At 70.4% G+C, this 18,625-nt stretch carries 2 protein-coding genes; both read right to left on the bottom strand.

Going from position 1 to position 18,625, the window contains the following annotated elements:
* A partial coding sequence (locus tag ACGF3H_RS35855; RefSeq protein WP_393816611.1) for a type I polyketide synthase occupies positions 1-6,077 on the bottom strand: 6,077 nt, incomplete at its 3' end.
* Positions 6,078-6,121: 44 nt separating this feature from the next.
* Entirely contained in the window at positions 6,122-18,607 is a 12,486-nt protein-coding gene (locus ACGF3H_RS35850; protein WP_393816610.1) for a type I polyketide synthase, read from the bottom strand.
* Positions 18,608-18,625: the final 18 nt, after the last annotated feature.

Raw genomic sequence — 18,625 nt, 5'->3', positions numbered from 1 at the left:
GGCGACAACCCCCGCTGACGACTGAACTCCACGAACAGCGCCGGCGTCGCCATCACCGTCACACCACCGGCCAACGCCAGCGAACACTCACCCTGACGCAACGACTGCACCGCCAGATGCAACGCCACCAACGACGACGAACACGCCGTGTCCACCGTCACCGCAGGACCCTCGAACCCGAAGGTGTAGGAGATCCGCCCCGAGGCGATGCTCCCCGCGGTGCCGTTGCCGATGTAGCCCTCGACGCCCTCGGGAACCGAGAGGGAACCGTAGTCGTGGTGCATGATCCCCGCGAAGACGCCGGTCTGGCTGCCCCGCACCGAGGCCGGATCGATACCCGCCCGCTCCAACGCCTCCCACGACGTCTCCAACAACAAACGCTGCTGCGGATCCATCGCCAACGCCTCACGCGGCGAAATACCGAAGAACCCCGGATCGAACTCCCCCGCCTCGTACAGGAAACCACCCTCACGGGCATACGCCGTGCCCTTGTGGTCAGGATCCGGGTGATACAACGCCTCCAGATCCCAGCCACGATCCTCGGGGAACGCACCCATCGCATCCCCGTCACGCTCCAAAAGCCGCCACAACTCCTCCGGAGTACGCACACCCCCTGGGAAACGACAGCTCATCGCCACGATCGCGACCGGCTCGTCCACCACCGAACCCGACACCCGACCCGACACCAACGCCGCCGGACGGACCGCACCCCCGCCCGCCACGACGTTCGCCGCCACCAGCTCCGCCACCAGATGACGCGCCAGCACCACCGGCGACGGATAGTCGAACACCAACGTCGCCGGCAACCGCAGCCCCGTGGCCCCGTTCAACCGGTTCCGCAGCTCCACCGCCGTCAACGAGTCGAACCCCAACTCCTTGAACGCCAGGTCGGATGCGACCTCGTCGGGTGCCGCGTAACCGAGGACGGATGCGATGTGGGTGCGCACCAGGTCCAGTACGGTCTGTTCACGATCGGTCTCCGACAGGCCGGCGAGGATGCCGGCCAGGCCGTCGGCCATGTCGGTCGTCGTCGCCGCGGCGGCACGTCGCACGCGAGGGCGCACCAGTCGCCGCAGCAGCGGCGGAACGGGGCCGCTCCCGCCCTGAAGGGCGGCGTTCGTGAACCGTACGGGGACGAGGAGTGCCTGGTCCGCGGTGGTGGCCGCGTCGAAGAGCGCGAGGCCTTCCCGCGAAGCCAGCGGTACGACACCGCCGCGGGCCATGCGGGCGAGGTCGGTGTCGGCCAGGTGGCCGGTCATCTCGCTGCGCTCGGCCCAGAAGCCCCAGGCCAGCGAGACGGCGGGCAGGCCCTGGGCCCGCCGGTGCGCCGCCAGAGCGTCCAGGAAGGCGTTCGCCGCGGCGTAGTTGGCCTGGCCGGCCGCTCCGAAGACCGCGGCGGCGGAGGAGAAGAGCACGAACGCGGACGGGTTGAGGTCTCGGGTCAGCTCGTGCAGGAGCAGGGCCGCGTCCGCCTTCGGCCGCAGGACGGTGTCGATCCGCTCGGGCGTCAGCGCGTCGACCACGCCGTCGTCCAGGACGCCCGCCGCGTGTACCACCGCACACAGCGGCGCGGCATCGGGGATGCGCGCCAGAACACCGGCGAGCGCGTCGCGGTCCGTCACGTCGCAGGCCTCGAAGACGGCCTCTGCGCCCAAGGTCCGCAGTTCGGCGGCGAGTTGCGGTGCCCCGGTGGCCTCCGGGCCACGGCGTGACACCAGCACCAGGTGCCGTACGCCGTGCTCGGCTGCCAGGTGGCGGGCGACCAGGCCGCCCAGGAGGCCGCTCGCGCCGGTGATCAGGACGGTTCCCTCGGCACTCCAGGGGGTGCTCGGACCGTCCGTCGCGGGTATGGACGCCCTGACCAGACGGGGAGCGCGTATCTCGGTCGCCCGTACGGCGATCTGGGGTTCCTCGGCTGCGAGCGCCGCGCGCACGGTGTCGGCGGCGTCGTCCCAGGTGTCGAGGTCGACGAGATGGAACCGGTCCGGGTGCTCCGTCTGGGCGGAGCGGACGAGGCCCCAGACCGCTGAGGCGGCCAGGTCCGTGACGTCCTCGCCAGCTGCCGTCGACATGCCGCCGCGCGTCAGGAAGACGAGCTTCGATCCGGTGGCGGCTGCACTGCCGAGCCATTCCCGTACGGCGTGCAGCGCACGGCCGGTCAGCTCGCGTGTGGCGGCGGGGATGTCGTCCGTGGAGGAGACGCACGGCACCAGCACGACGTCCGGGAAGGCCGGCTTCGTGGACGATGACAGGTCCGCGATGGTCGCCGCCTGCCGTACGGCTGTTCCTCCGAAGGCTTCGGCGAAGGAGGGATCCGTGCCGAGTACGGCCCACTGCTGGGCGGTGTCTGCCGGTGCGGCGCTGGCGGCGAGTGTTTCCCAGCTCACCCCGAACAGCGAGTCCAGCGAGGGCCGGGCGGCGCTGTCGAGCAGCTCCGGGGCAACGGGTCGGCCCACCAGCGAGCCGACCGACGCCACCGGCGCTCCCGTGGTGTCGGCGACCAGCACCGACACACCGTCCCTCCCCGCCCTGGACAACCGCACCCGCAGCGTGGAGGCGCCGGCGGCGTACAGCGAGACCCCGCTCCAGGCGAAGGGCAGCCGTGCCGTACCGGGCTCCCCGGCGTCGCCGTCGCCCGCACCCGCATCGACCGAGTGTCCGACGCCGGTGACGTGCAGCGCCGCGTCCAGCAGGGCCGGGTGGATGCCGTAGCGCTCCGCCTCGTCCCACGCCTCCTCCGGGAGGGCGACCTCGGCGAACATGTCGTCGTCCTGCCGCCAGGCCGCCCGTACGCCGCGGAAGACCGGGCCGTAGTCGAGCCCCAGCCCGGCGAGTCGCTCGTACAGGTCGTCCACCGGCACCGGCGCGGCGCCCGCGGGCGGCCACTCGGCCAACGGGTGCCTCTCACCGCCGGCCTCGCTCCCGGACAGGGAGAGCAGGCCCCTGGCATGGCAGGTCCACGGTCCGTCGTCGTCGCCCTCGGCGCGGGAGAAGACCCCCACTTCGCGGCGTTCCGGATCGTCCGTGCCGCTCACGACGACCTGGACCTGTACCGCCCCGGACCCGGGCAGCACCAGCGGTGCCTGGAGCGTCAGCTCCTCCACCACCCGGCCGCCGGCCGCGTCCGCCGCTCGCAGGGCGAGCTCCACGAACGCCGTGCCCGGTACCACCACGTTGCCCAGCACGAGGTGGTCGGCGAGCCACGGCTGTGCCGCCAGCGACAACCGGCCCGTCAGGACCAGTCCGTGCGCGTCCGCCAGCGAGACCACCGCTCCCAGCAGCGGGTGGTCCGCCGAACCGAGGCCGACCGCCGCCACGTCACCGACGCGAGAGGCAGGCGGCTTGAGCCAGAAGTGCTGGTGCTGGAAGGCGTACGTGGGCAGATCGACCCGCCGGGCACCGGTTCCGGTGAACACCCCGGCCCAGTCCACAGCTGCTCCGGAAACGAACGCCTCGGCGGCAGAGGTCAGGAACCGCTCCATGCCGCCCTCACCACGCCGCAGCGAACCCACCGCAGTGACAGGACTGTTGGTGTGCGCCTCGGCGGTCTGCTCGACACCCATCGTCAGCACCGGATGGGCACTGGACTCGACGAAGAGACGGAAACCGTCGTCGAGGAGCGCGCGGACCGTGTCCGCGAAACGGACCGTCTGGCGCAGGTTGCGATACCAGTACCCCGCGTCCAGGGACGCGGTGTCCAGGACACCGCCCGTCACCGTCGAGTAGAACGGCACGCTCGACGCCTGCGGCGCGATACCGGCGAGGTCCTGGAGAAGGACGTCCTCGATCTGCTCCACATGCGCGCTGTGCGAGGCGTAGTCCACCGCGATACGCCGGGCCTGCACACCCCCCGCCTCACAGGCAGCCAACAGCTCGTCCAACGCATCGGCGTCACCGGAGACGACCACGACCGCCGGACCGTTGACCGCCGCGACCGACAGACGCCCGCCCCAGTCAGCGAGCCGCTTCTCCACCTCGTCAGCGCTCAGCGAGACCGACACCATGCCGCCCCGCCCCGACAACGCCCGGATCGCCTTGCTGCGCAGCGCCACGACCTTCGCCGCGTCCTCGAGCGACAGCGCGCCCGCCACACACGCGGCAGCGATCTCACCCTGCGAGTGACCGATCACCGCGGCCGGCTCGACACCGTGCGAGCGCCACACCTCGGCCAGCGACACCATCACAGCCCACAACACCGGCTGCACCACATCGACCTGCTCCAGCCAGGCGTCAGACTCCACATCCCGCAGAATGTCGATCAGCGACCAGTCCACGAACGGCTCCAGCGCCGCCGCGCACTCGGCCATCCGCTCCGCGAACACCGGGGACGACTCCAGCAACTCGGCCGCCATACCCGCCCACTGCGACCCCTGCCCCGGGAACACGAACACCGCACGGCCGTCCGCTCCCGCCGCACTCCCCCGCACCACACCCGAGGCATCACGCCCCTCGGCCAGCGCCTCCAGACCGTCCAGGCCATTCAGGACCACGGCCCGGTGCTCGAACACCGACCGCGTCGTCGCCAACGACATGCCCACATCGATCGACGGCAACTCCGCCTGGCTACGCGCATGCTGGGCCAGTCGTCCGGCCTGCGCCCGCAGCGCCGCCTCGGACTTCGCCGACACCACCCACGGCACCACCACCGGCGTCACACTCGGCGAAGGCTCCGCAACCGGCTGCTCCTCGACCGCAGGAGCCTGCTCCAGGATCACATGCGCGTTCGTGCCGCTGACGCCGAAGGCCGAGACTCCCGCCCTACGGGGTTCCTCACCTCCAGGCCACGGCACGGGCTCCGTCAGGAGTTCCACATCGCCGGCCGACCAGTCCACCTGCGGCGAGGGCTCGTCGACGTGCAGGGTCTGCGGCAGCAGCCCGTGCTGCATCGCCAGCACCATCTTCATCACACCGGCCACACCGGCCGCCGCCTGCGTGTGCCCGAAGTTCGACTTGACCGAGCCGAGCCGCAGCGGTCGGCCCTCAGGACGGTCCTGGCCGTACGTCGCCAGCAGCGCCTGCGCCTCGATCGGGTCACCCAGCGTTGTTCCCGTACCGTGCGCCTCGACGGCGTCGATCTCGGTCGCCGACAGCCGGGCGTTCGCCAGAGCCTGAAGAATGACGCGCTGCTGGGAGATGCCGTTCGGCACGGTCAGGCCACTGCTGGTGCCGTCCTGGTTGACGGCGGAGCCTCGGATCACGGCGAGTACCGGGTGCGCGTTGCGCCGGGCGTCGGAGAGGCGCTCCAGCAGGAGCATGCCCACACCCTCGCCCCAGCCGGTGCCGTCCGCGCCCGCCGCGAAGGCCTTGCACCGGCCGTCGGCCGCCAGACCTCGCTGGCGGCTGAACGCCACGAACAATCCCGGCGTGGTCATCAGGGTGGCTCCGCCGGCGAAGGCGACCGAGCACTCGCCCTGGCGCAGTGACTGCACCGCCATGTGCAGGGCCACCAGCGACGACGAACACGCTGTGTCCACCGTCACGGCGGGGCCCTCGAACCCGAAGGTGTAGGAGAGGCGGCCGGACATCACGCTGGCCGCGCTGCTGGTGGCCAGGTAGCCCTCGACGCCCTTCGGAGCCTGGCGCAGGGCCTCGACGTAGTCCTGACCGTTGGTGCCGACGAAGACCCCGGCCTTGGTGCCGCGCACCGAGGCCGGTGCGATGCCGGCGCGCTCCATGGCTTCCCAACTGGTCTCCAGCAGGAGCCGCTGCTGCGGGTCCATGGCCAGCGCCTCGCGGGGCGATATGCCGAAGAACGCCGGGTCGAAAGCACCCGCGTCGGACAGGAAGGCGCCTTCCTTGACGTACGACGTGTCGGCCCGGTCCGGGTCCGGGTCGTAGAGGGTGGCGAGGTCCCAGCCACGGTCGTCCGGGAACTCGGCGACGGCGTCGCCGCCGGCGGCGAGCAGCTCCCACAGTTCTTCCGGGGACCGCACTCCGCCGGGGAAGCGGCAGCTCATCCCGACGATCGCGACGGGCTCCTGGGCCTTGTCCTCGACGTCACGAAGGCGGCGTTGGGTCTGACGCAGATCGGCCATGACCCGCTTCAGGTACTCGACCAGCTTCTCTTCGTTCGACACTTAGTCCTGCCCCCTCGCGGACACCAAACGGTTCTTGATCATTCTCAGGCATCCCCGAGTTCTCGGTCGATCACGTCGAAGAGCTCGTCGAGCGAAGCGTCTTCGAGATCGTCGTCCACCGCGTCGTCCGGTCCGGCGCCCTCTGCGAACGCGGCACCGGGCTGGTCCAGCTTCGCGAGCATCGCCTGGAGCCGGACGACAGCCTTCGTCCGAGCGATGTCGTCCTGCGGCAGTGCGGTGAGAACGGCTTCGAGGTGGTCGATCTCCGCGGGCAACGCCTTCTCCGCCGCGTCGTGGTCCGGGGCCAGCTCCGCCAGGAGATGGTGAGCCAGCGCGGACGGTGAGGCGTAGTCGAAGAGCGTGGTGGGTCGCAACCTCAGCCCGGTGGCGGTGTTCAGCCGGTTGCGCAGTTCCACCGCGGTGAGCGAGTCGAGACCCATCTCGAAGAAGCCCCGCTCCGCGTCGATCCCCGCGTGCGTGGCGTGCCCCAGCACGGTGGCCGTGTGCTTGCGGATCAGGTCGAGCAGCAACGCCTCCCGCTCGGCTGCGGGAAGGGCCGCCAGGTTCTCCGCGAGCGGCAGAGCACGCTCGGCAGAGGCGTCTTCGGTGAACTCGCCGACGCTCTGGTGGAGCTGCCGCACTTCGGCGATCTCACCGAACAGCGCGCTGGTGCGGGAACCGGTCAGTTCCTTGGCGAACCGGGACCAGTCGACATCGGTGATCACCGGGCAGGCATCGGGACCGGTGACGGCCTGCTCCAGTGCCTTGAGGGCGAGCCCGGGCTCCATGGGAGGCAGCCCGAACCGCTCCATGCGGCCGCTGACCAGTGCGTTCTGAGCAGCCATGCCGTCGTCGGCCCAGGGGCCCCACGCGATCGACGTCGCCGGCAGACCCTCGGCCCGCCGTGACTCCGCCAGAGCGTCCAGATAGGCGTTGGCCGCCGCGTAGTTGGCCTGCCCCGCACCGCCCACCGTCGCCGAGAACGACGAGAACAACACGAACGCCGACAACCCCAGGTCCCGCGTCAACTCATGCAGATGCCGCGCACCCTCAGCCTTCGCCCGCAACACCGACTCGAACCGGCCCACCGACAAACCATCCAGCACACCGTCATCCAGCACACCCGCCGCATGCACCACCGCCGACAACGGCAACTCCGCCGGCACCTGCGCCAACAGCCCCTCGACCGCCGACCGCTCCCCCACATCACACGCCACCACCGACAACCCCACACCAGCAGCAGCAAACTCCCCCCGCAACTCCTCCACACCCGCAGCACCCGCACCCCGACGCGACGCCAGCACCACATGCTCCGCACCAGCACCCACCAGCCACCGCGCCACATGACGACCCAGACCACCCGTGCCACCCGTCACCAGCACCGTCCCCGACACCCGCCAAGAACCACCAGCAACACCAACACCATAGGTAGAACCGGCACGGATCACACGCCGCCCGAACACCGCCGCAGCACGAACAGCCACCTCACCCTCACCCGAGGCAAACACCCCCGCCAGACGCCCCACCAACCGGGCATCCACCACCTCAGGAAGATCGACCAGACCGCCCCAGCGTTCCGTGCCCTCAGTGGCCGCGACCCGGCCCAGTCCCCACATCTGAGACTGATCGAGATCGCTGACGCGTTCCGACCCCGACACCGCGACTGCACCGCGGGTCACACACCACAACCGGGCCTCGACACCCACATCACCCAGCGCCTGCACCAGACCCAGCGTCAACGCCACCGACACCGGAACCGACCCGAACACCCCGTCCCGGCCCGACACCAACCCCAGCAACGACACCACACCAGCGAACCCGTCAGGCTCACCAGCCAACACCGACCGCAGACGCCCGGCCACCACCTCACGACCCGACTCACCCCCGGCAAGCTCAAGCACCACAGGCCGCGCACCCGAACGCGCAAGACCCGCAACACACTCACCCACCCACGCATCACCAGCAAACCCAGCCGGCACCACCACCAGCCACGCCCCCGACAACGCACCAGAACCCATCGCCACCGGCGACCACACCACCCGATAACGCCAGCCCTCGACAGCCGACCACTCCCGGTCACGCCGACGCCACGCCGACAACGCCGGCAGCACCGCCGTCAGCGACGCACCCTCCGCCGGCAACGCCAGCAGATCCGCCACCTCCGACGCATCCCCACGCTCCACCGCATCCCAGAAACCCGCATCAGCCGAGTCACGGACATCGAGTGATGTGTCGGCGGCGGGCTGCTCCGGCTGGACCCAGTAGCGCTCCCGTTGGAAGGCGTAGGTGGGCAGCTCCACCAGACGAGGACGGGCCGAGGCGAGGAAGGCAGCCCAGTCCACGTCGTGGCCTCGGACGAACACCTGCGCCAGCGCCTCCACCAGCGCACCGGCCTCACCACGGTCCCTACGCAGAACCGGAGCGAACACCACGTCCGAGACCGTGTCCGCACCCATCCCCGACAGCACACCATCGGGACCCAACTCCAGGCACGACGTCACACCCAGCTCGGACAGACACGTCACACCGTCGGCGAAACGGACCGCCTCACGGACGTGACGCACCCAATACTCCGGATCACACACCAGACCCGGGTCCGCTATCTCGCCCGTCACGTTCGACAGCACGGAAAGGCGGGGCTCGTCATAGGTCAGGGACTGGGCGATCTGCCGGAACTCGGCCAGCATCGGGGCCATCAACGGCGAATGGAACGCGTGCGACACCCGCAGACGACGCACCCGCCGGCCCTCAGCCCGCCACGCCTCTTCCAGCTCCACGACCTGGGTTCCGTCGCCGGAGACCACCACCGCCTGCGGCCCGTTCACCGCGGCGACATCCACACCCTCCCGGCCCACCAGCGCAACCCGGACCGTTGCCTCATCCGCCTCCACGGCGAGCATCGCACCGCCCGCCGGCAACGCCTGCATCAGCCGGCCACGTGCAGCCACCAGCACACACGCATCCGCCAGCGACCACACACCCGCCACATGCGCGGCAGCCAGCTCACCGATCGAATGCCCGCCCACCACATCAGGACGCACACCCCACGAGCCGACCAGCCGGAACAACGCCACCTCGATGGCGAACAACGCCGCCTGCGTGAACACCGTCGCATCCAACGCTTCAGCGTCGGTGAACACCACCTCACGCAACGGCCGCTCCAGCAGACCGTCGAAGCCGGCACACACCTCGTCAAAGGCCTCGGCGAACACCGGGAAAGCCTCATACAGCTCCCGGCCCATCCCGACCCGCTGACTGCCCTGACCCGAGAACAGCACCGCCAGCCGGCCCGCAACCACCTGCCCCCGCACCACACCGGCAACCGGCTCACCCGAAGCCACAGCCACCAACCCGGCACGGTCACCCGACAGCACCACCGCCCGATGCTCGAACACCGACCGCGACGACACCAACGACCACGCCACATCCACCGGGTCAAGCTCAGAACGCTCGGCCAGGAACGTCGCCAGCCGCTCCGCCTGCCCCCGCAACGCCGCCTCCGACCTGCCGGACACCACCCACGGCACCACACCCGGCGCCACACTCGGCGAAGACTCCGTGACCGGCTCTTCCTCGACCGCAGGAGCCTGCTCCAGAATCACGTGCGCGTTCGTCCCACTGATACCGAACGACGACACACCCGCCCGACGCGGACGGCCCGACTCGGGCCACGGCATGCCTGCTGTGAGCAGCTCGACCGCACCCGAGGCCCAGTCCACATGCGAGGACGGCTCATCCACATGCAAGGTGCGGGGCAGCACGCCGTGCCGCATCGCCAGCACCATCTTCATGATCCCCGCGACACCCGCCGCCGCCTGCGTGTGACCGATGTTCGACTTCACCGAACCCAACCACAACGGCCGGTCCTCAGGACGGTCCTGACCATAGGTCGCCAGCAGCGCCTGCGCCTCGATCGGATCACCCAGCTTCGTCCCCGTCCCGTGCGCCTCGACCGCATCCACCTGCTGTGCGGACAGCCCGGCATTGGCCAGCGCGGCGCGGATGACCCGCTGCTGCGACGGGCCGTTCGGCGCGGACAGGCCATTGCTGGCACCGTCCTGGTTCAGCGCCGACCCCCGTACCACTGCCAGAACCTGATGCCCGTTGCGACGGGCGTCGGAGAGCCGCTCCAGGAGGAGCATGCCGACGCCCTCCGCCCAGCCGGTGCCGTCCGCGTCGGCCGCGAACGCCTTGCACCGGCCGTCAGGAGCCAGGCCCCGCTGGCGGCTGAACTCCACGAAGGCGCCGGGGCTGGCCATCACCGTCGCACCGCCTGCCAGAGCCAGCGAGCACTCGCCCTGCCGCAGTGCCTGTGCCGCCCAGTGCAGGGCCACCAGGGACGACGAACACGCCGTGTCCACCGTCACCGCGGGACCCTCGAACCCGAACGTGTAGGAGATGCGCCCCGAGGCGACGCTGCCGGCGTTGCCGGTCATCAGGTAGCCCTCCGAGGCCTCTCCGGCCTGGTGTACCAAGTCGCCGTAGTCGTGGTAGGTCAGACCGCAGAACACTCCGGTCTGGCTGCCGCGCACCGAGGCAGGGTCGATACCCGCCCGCTCCAGCGCCTCCCATGACGTCTCCAGCAGCAGGCGCTGCTGCGGGTCCATCGCCAACGCCTCACGCGGGGAGATACCGAAGAACCCGGGGTCGAACTCAGCCGCGTCGTACAGGAAACCGCCCTCACGGGCGTACGCCGTGCCCTTGTGGTCGGGGTCCGGGTGGTACAGCGCCTCGAGGTCCCATCCTCGGTCGGTCGGCAGGCCGGCCACCGCGTCGCCGTCGTTGACGAGGAGGTGCCACAGGTCCTCGGGGGTGTGGACGCCGCCGGGGAAGCGGCAGCCCATGCCCACGATGGCGATCGGCTCGTCCTCGGGTGCCGTCCGCGGCGTCGTCGCCGGACGCGCGGCGGCTGCCGCGGCTGCCTGCGACTCGTCGTCCGTGTGTTCCGGTCCCAGCAGTTCGCCGAGGATGTGGCGGGCTGCCGCGGCCGGGGTCGGATAGTCGAACACGAGAGTGGCCGAGAGCTTGACGCCCGTGGCGGCGTTGAGACGGTTGCGGAGTTCGACCGCGGTCAGCGAGTCGAAACCGAGATCCTTGAAGGCACGGTCCACCGCGATCTTGTCCGCGTGTCCCAGGACGGCTGCGGCGCAGTCGGCCACCAGCTCTTGTACGGCCTCTTCCCGCTCGCGCGGCGCAAGACCGGCCAGACGCCGTACCAGGGCGGGAGTCCCGCCGTCGTCGGCGGCCGACTCGACGACCCGGCGGGCCGGGGCTCCGATGAGGTGCCGCAGGATCGCTGGGACGGTTCCGGGCCGTGCGTTGGCGCGCAGCACGGCGACGTCCATGCGCGTGGGGACCAGGAGGTACTCGTCCGCCGTCTGGGCGGCGTCGAACAGCGCCAGCCCTTCGTCCGCGGGAAGGGGCGTCATGCCGAACCGCGCCAGGCGGGCCATGTCGACCTCACCGAGGTGGCCGGTCATCTCGCTGCGCTCGGCCCAGAATCCCCAGGCCAGCGAGATCGCGGGCAGCGCGTGCGCGCGACGGTGCGCTGCCAGGGCGTCCAGGAACATGTTGGCCGCGGCGTAGTTGCCCTGCCCGGCCGCACCGAACGTCGCGGCGGCCGAGGAGAACAGGACGAACGCCGTCAGTTCCATGTCCCGGGTGAGTTCGTGCAGGTGCATCGCTGCATCGACCTTGGGGCGCAGTACCCCGTCCAGCCGTTCCGGTGTCAGCGACTCGATGAGGCCGTCGTCCAGGACGCCGGCGGCGTGGACCACTCCGCGCAGCGGGCGTTCCTCCGGAATGCGCGTCAGCAGGCCGGCCACCGCGTCGCGGTCGGTCACGTCACACGCCTCGAAGACCACGTCGGCCCCCAGCGCGTTCAGTTCCTTCTCCAGTTCAGCCGCTCCGGGCATGCTCCGTCCGCGACGCGAGGCCAGCACCACGCAACGGACCCCGTGTTCAGTGACGAGATGCCGCGCCACCAGGCGCCCCAGTACACCGCTCGCGCCGGTGATCAGCACCGAGCCGTCGGTGTCCCACACAGGGGCCGACGTCGGAGCCGGAACGGCGGAGACACTCGCCCTGGTCAGCCGCGGGATGCGGGCCAGCCCTTCGCGTACGGCGATCTGTGGTTCGTCACAGGCGAGTACCGCATCGAGCAACGCGTCCGACACCCCGTGCCCGTCCACGTCACACAGCACGAACCGCTCCGGATGCTCCGCCTGCGCGGACCGCACCAACCCCCACACCGCAGCCGCCGCCAGATCGGACACATCCTCACCAGGCACAGCAGACACCGCACCCCGGGTCACCACCACCAGACGCGACCCCGCGAAACGCTCCTCACCCAGCCACTCCTGCAACACCCCCAGCGCACGACGCGTCACCGAACGCACCACCGCCGGATCACCCACACCCCCACCCGTAACGGTCCGGGAGGCGGAGAGGACGGGCAGCAGTACGTATGCGGGCGCGTTCCCGTCGGACATCACCACGTCGGTGAGAGCGGTGTACGTCTCGCCGTACGGGTGGCCGGCCGATTCGGTGCCGGCGAGAAGGGTCTGGAACTCAGTCGCGTCGGGGCCCACGACGACCGGACGGGCGCCGCCTTCCGCCGCCGCGACAGACGCCGTCGGCGGAGCCGACCATTCCACGCGGAACAGCGACTGATGCGGCACTCGGTCTCCGCCGGTCACGTCGTCCGGAGTGACCGTCCGGGTGGTCACCGCTTCCACGGTGGCCACCGCCCGACCGGACTCGTCGGCCAGCAGCAAGGCGACACCGGTCCCGGCCGCCGGGGAAAGCCGCACGCGCAGCGTGGTCGCGCCGGTGGCGTACAGGGACGCGCCGTTCCATGCGTGCGGTAGCACGACCGGGGCGCCGTCCGCACCGAGCGACCTGCCGTCCATGACGTGGAGGGCAGCGTCCAGCAGCACCGGATGCAGTCCGTAACGTCCGATGTCCGCCCGCTGCTCTTCCGGCAGTGCCACCTCGGCGAGGATCTCCTCGCCTCGGCGCCACGCCTGACGCAGCGCACGGAAGGCAGGGCCGTGGACGAGGCCGGCGTCTGCCGCCCCGCTCTCGTAGAGCGTCGTCACGTCGATCGGGTCGGCGTCCACCGGGGGCCACTGGCCGAGGCCGTGAGCAGCCGGATCCGCTGCCACCGGGGCACCGGTCGTGAGCACACCGCGGGCGTGGCAGGTCCAGGAGAGGTCCGAGGACCCGTCCTCGTGGCGCGAGTAGACACTCAGCGTACGACGGCCGGAGGCATCCGGTCCGCTCACCGCCAGCTGGAGCTGGACTGCCCCGCCCTCCGGCAGGGTCAGCGGCGTCTGCGGTGTCAGCTCCTCCAGCCGGTCGTAGCCGACCGCGTCCCCGGCACGCATCGCCAACTCGACGAAGACGGAGGTCGGGAGCAGCGCCGAGCCGTGAAGTACGTGGTCGGCCAGCCAAGGGTGGGAACGCAGCGAGAGCCGGCCCGTGAAGAGATGCCCGCCGGTCTCCGGCAACGTCACGGCCGCGCCCAGCAGCGGGTGATCGGCGGACGCGAGACCGGCCGACGCGACGTCGCCCTGACGGTCGGCGGACGGTTCGATCCAGAAGTGCTGCTCCTGGAACGCGTACGTGGGCAGGTCGATCCGCTGGGCACGAGTACCGCTGAACAGAGAGGCCCAGTCGACCGTCGCACCACCGACGAACGCCTCGGCGGCGGAGGTCAGGAACCGCTCCATGCCGCCCTCGTTACGGCGCAGTGAACCCACGGCAGTGACAGGACTGTTGGTGTGCGTCTCGGCGGTCTGCTCGACGCCCATCGTCAGCACCGGGTGGGCGCTGGACTCCACGAAGAGACGGAAACCGTCGTCGAGGAGCACACGCAGGGTGTCCGCGAAACGGACCGTCTGCCGCAGGTTGCGGTACCAGTAACCAGCGTCCAGGCCACTGGTGTCCAGGACACCACCCGTCACTGTGGAATAGAACGGCACACTCGACGCCTGCGGGGCAATCCCCGTCAGGTCCTGGAGAACGACGTCCTCGATGTGCTCCACGTGCGCGCTGTGCGAGGCGTAGTCCACGGCGATACGCCGGGCGCGCACACCCTCCGCCTCACAGGCAGCCAAGAGCTCGTCCAACGCGTCCGCGTCACCGGAGACGACCACGACCGCGGGACCGTTGACCGCCGCGACCGACAGACGACCGCCCCACGCCGACAGACGCTCACTGACCTCGTCAGCACCCAGGGAAACGGACACCATGCCACCACGGCCCGACAAGGCCCGGATGGCCTTGCTGCGCAGCGCCACCACCTTCGCCGCGTCCTGCACCGACAAGGCCCCGGCCACACACGCGGCGGCTATCTCGCCCTGCGAGTGACCGATCACCGCAGCGGGTTCGACACCGTGCGAGCGCCACACCTCGGCCAGCGACACCATCACAGCCCACAGCACGGGCTGGACCACATCGACCTGCTCCATCCAGGCGTCAGAGTCCATATCCCGGACGATGTCGGTCAACGACCAGTCCACGAACGGCTCCAGCGCCATCGCGCACTCGGCCATCCGCTCCGCGAACACCGGGGACGTGGCGAGCAGTTCAGCGGCCATCCCGGCCCACTGCGAGCCCTGCCCCGGGAACACGAAGACGGCACGGTCATCGACATCGGCGGCGCTTCCCCGAACGACGCCCGAGGACTCTCGGCCCTCAGTCAGCGCTTCGAGGCCGTTGAGGCCGTCCAGGACCACGGCTCGGTGCTCGAACACCGACCGCGTCGTCACCAACGACAACCCGACATCCGCCGACGACAACTCGGGGCCCTCCGCGACGAACGACCTGAGTCGCTCGGCCTGCGCCCGCAGCGCGGCCTCGGACTTCGCCGACACGACCCAGGGCACCACCACGGGCGTCACACTCGGCGAGGTATCCGCGGCCGGCTCCTCGTCAGCCGCCGGAGCCTCCTCAAGGATCACGTGCGCGTTCGTCCCACTGACACCGAACGCCGACACACCCGCCCGGCGGGGCTCCTCGCCCTCCGCCCACGGGGTGGCCTCGGTCAGCAGCCGCACCGTGCCGGAGGACCAGTCCACGTGCGGGGAGGGCTCGTCGACGTGCAGGGTCTGCGGCAGCAGCCCGTGGCGCATCGCCAGGACCATCTTCATGATGCCGGCGACACCGGCCGCGGCCTGGGTGTGCCCGATGTTCGACTTCACCGACCCCAGCCACAACGGCCGGTCTCCCGCACGGTCCTGGCCGTACGTCGCCAGCAGCGCCTGTGCCTCGATCGGGTCACCCAGTTTCGTGCCCGTGCCGTGCGCCTCCACCACGTCCACCTGCTGTGCGGACAGCCCGGCACTGGCCAGCGCGGCCCGGATCACCCGCTGCTGCGACGGACCGTTCGGCGCCGTCAGACCATTGCTCGCACCGTCCTGATTGACGGCCGAACCACGCACCACCGCCAGCACCTGGTGCCCGTTGCGCCGGGCGTCCGAGAGCCGCTCCAGCAGCAGCAGCCCCACGCCCTCGCCCCAGCCGGTGCCGTCCGCGCCCGCAGCAAACGCCTTGCAGCGGCCGTCGGGAGCAAGACCCCGCTGGCGACTGAACTCCACGAAGCCTCGCGGCGAGATCATCAGCGAGACGCCACCGACGATCGCGCGGGAGCATTCGCCCTGGCGCAGCGACTGGGCCGCCAGGTGCAGGGCCACCAGCGACGACGAACACGCCGTGTCGACCGTGACCGCAGGGCCCTCGAGACCGAACGTGTAGGAGATACGCCCCGAGACGACACTGGCCGCGTTGCCGGTGGCGACATAGCCCTCGGTCACGTCCGGCCCCCGGTCCACGAGGGACACGTATTCCTGGCCGTTCGTACCGATGAACACACCCGTCCGGCTGCCTCGCACCGTCTCGGGGTCGACGCCGGCCCGCTCCCAGAGCTCCCAGGCCGTCTCCAGCAGCAGGCGCTGCTGCGGGTCCATCGCCAGCGCCTCGCGAGGCGATATCCCGAAGAAGTCCGCGTCGAAGCCACTGACGTCGGCGAGGAACGCGCCCTCGCGTACGTAGCTCTTGCCCAGCGCTTCCGGGTCCGCGTCGTACAGTCCGTCGAGGTCCCAGCCGCGGTCCGTCGGGAAGGCGATGAGGGCGTCCTCCCCGGCGGCGAGCAGGCTCCACAGGTCTTCCGCGTTCGCCACGCCTCCGGGGAACCGACAGCTCATGGAGACGATCGCCATGGGTTCGTCGTCGACGGCGGCTGTCGGGACCGGCAGCGACGTCACGGCATCGTCGTCGTGCGCGTCGCCCAGTTCGGCGAGCAGGTGGGCGGCGAGAGCGGATGGCGTGGGGTAGTCGAAGACCAGCGTGGCCGACAGTTGCATGTCCGTGGCTTCGATGAGCCTGTTGCGCAGGTTCACCGCGGTCAGGGAGTCGAACCCGATCTCCGTGAAGGCACGGCCGGGCGCGATGGCCTCGGCCCCGGCGTAGCCGAGTACGGCGGCGACGTGCGCTCGTACGAGTTCGAGCACGGTCCGGTGCCGTTCCGCTTCGGACAGACCTGCCAGCTTGCGGACGAGGGCAGAGGCCCCTTCGGCATGCTCCGTGTCCGCCGCCCGAGTGCCGGCCGCCTCTGCCAGTCGGGCTATTTCCGGAATGCTGCTGAGCATGCGCGACAGCTGCCGTGCCTCGAAGGTGTCCGCGAAGCGCGCCCAGTCCGCGTCGACCAGTGCGACGACGGTGTCGTCCAGGACCAGGGCCCTTTCCAGAGCCTTCAGTGCCTGGCTCGGGTCCATCGGCAGCATGCCGGTGCGCCGCAGCGTGCGGCTGACCTCGGCACTGCTGACGGCCATGCCGTCGTCGGCCCAGGGGCCCCACGCGATCGACGTCGCCGGCAGACCCTCAGCACGCCGCGCCTCCGCCAACGCATCCAGATACGCATTGGCCGCCGCATAATTCGCCTGCCCCGCACCACCCACCGTCGCCGAGAACGACGAGAACAACACGAACGCCGACAACCCCAGATCCCGCGTCAACTCATCCAGATGCCGCGCACCCTCAGCCTTCGCCCGCAACACCGACTCGAACCGGCCCACCGACAAACCATCCAGCACACCGTCATCCAGCACACCCGCCGCATGCACCACCGCCGTCAATGGCAAACCCGCCGGCACCTGCGCCAACAGCCCCTCGACCGCCGACCGCTCCCCCACATCACACGCCACCACCGACAACCCCACACCAGCAGCAGCGAACTCCCCCCGCAACTCCTCCACACCCGCAGCACCCGCACCCCGGCGCGACGCCAGCACCACATGCTCCGCACCAGCACCCACCAGCCACCGCGCCACATGACGACCCAGACCACCCGTGCCACCCGTCACCAGCACCGTCCCCGACACCCGCCAAGAACCACCAGCAACACCAGACCCGGCACCGGCACGAATCACACGCCGCCCGAACACCCCCGCAGCACGAACAGCCACCTCACCCTCACGCGAAGCAAACAGCCCCGCCAGACGCCCCACCAACCGGGCATCCACCACCACAGGAAGATCAATCACCCCACCCCAACGGCCACCCAACTCCAAACCAGCCACCCGGCCCAGACCCCAGACCTGCGACTGATCCAGATCGCTCACACGCTCCGACCCCGACACCGCCACGGCACCCCGGGTCACACACCACAACCGGGCCTCGACACCCACATCACCCAGCGCCTGCACCAGACCCAGCGTCAACGCCACCGACACCGGAACCGAACCGAACACCCCGTCCCGGCCCGACGCCAACCCCAGCAACGACACCACACCAGCAAACCCAGCAGGCTCACCCGCCAGCACCGACCGCAGACGACCGGCCACCACCTCACGAGCCGACTCATCACCAGCCAGCTCCAGCACCACAGGCCGCGCACCAGACCGCGCAAGACCCGCGACACACTCACCCACCCACGCATCACCAGCAAGCCCAGCCGGCACCACCACCAGCCACGCCCCCGACAACACACCAGAACCCACCGCCACCGGCGACCACACCACCCGATAACGCCAGCCCTCGACAGCCGACCACTCCCGGTCACGCCGACGCCACGCCGACAACGCCGGCAACACCGCCGTCAGCGACGCACCCTCCACCGGCAACGCCAGCAGATCCGCCACCTCCGACGCATCCCCACGCTCCACCGCATCCCAGAAACCGGAATCAGCCGAGCCACGGAGGTCACCGACGGCTTCCACAGTGGATTCCATCCAGTACCGGCCTCGCTGGAAGGCGTAGGTGGGCAGCTCCACCAGGGCGGGACGGGCCGGTGCGAGGAAGGCAGCCCAGTCCACATCGTGGCCCCGGACGAACACCTGCGCCAGCGCCTCCACCAGCGCACCGGCCTCACCACGATCCTTGCGCAGAACCGGAGCGAACACCACGTCCGGGACGGTGTCCGCACCCATCCCCGACAGCACACCGTCCGGGCCGAGCTCCAGACACGAGGTCACACCCATGCCCGACAGGTGCTGCACCCCGTCGGCGAAACGGACCGCCTCACGCACATGACGCACCCAGTACTC

The organism is Streptomyces sp. NPDC048185 (assembly GCF_043202495.1).
Lineage (GTDB): Bacteria > Actinomycetota > Actinomycetes > Streptomycetales > Streptomycetaceae > Streptomyces.
This window is presented reverse-complemented; position numbering and strand designations above follow the sequence as displayed.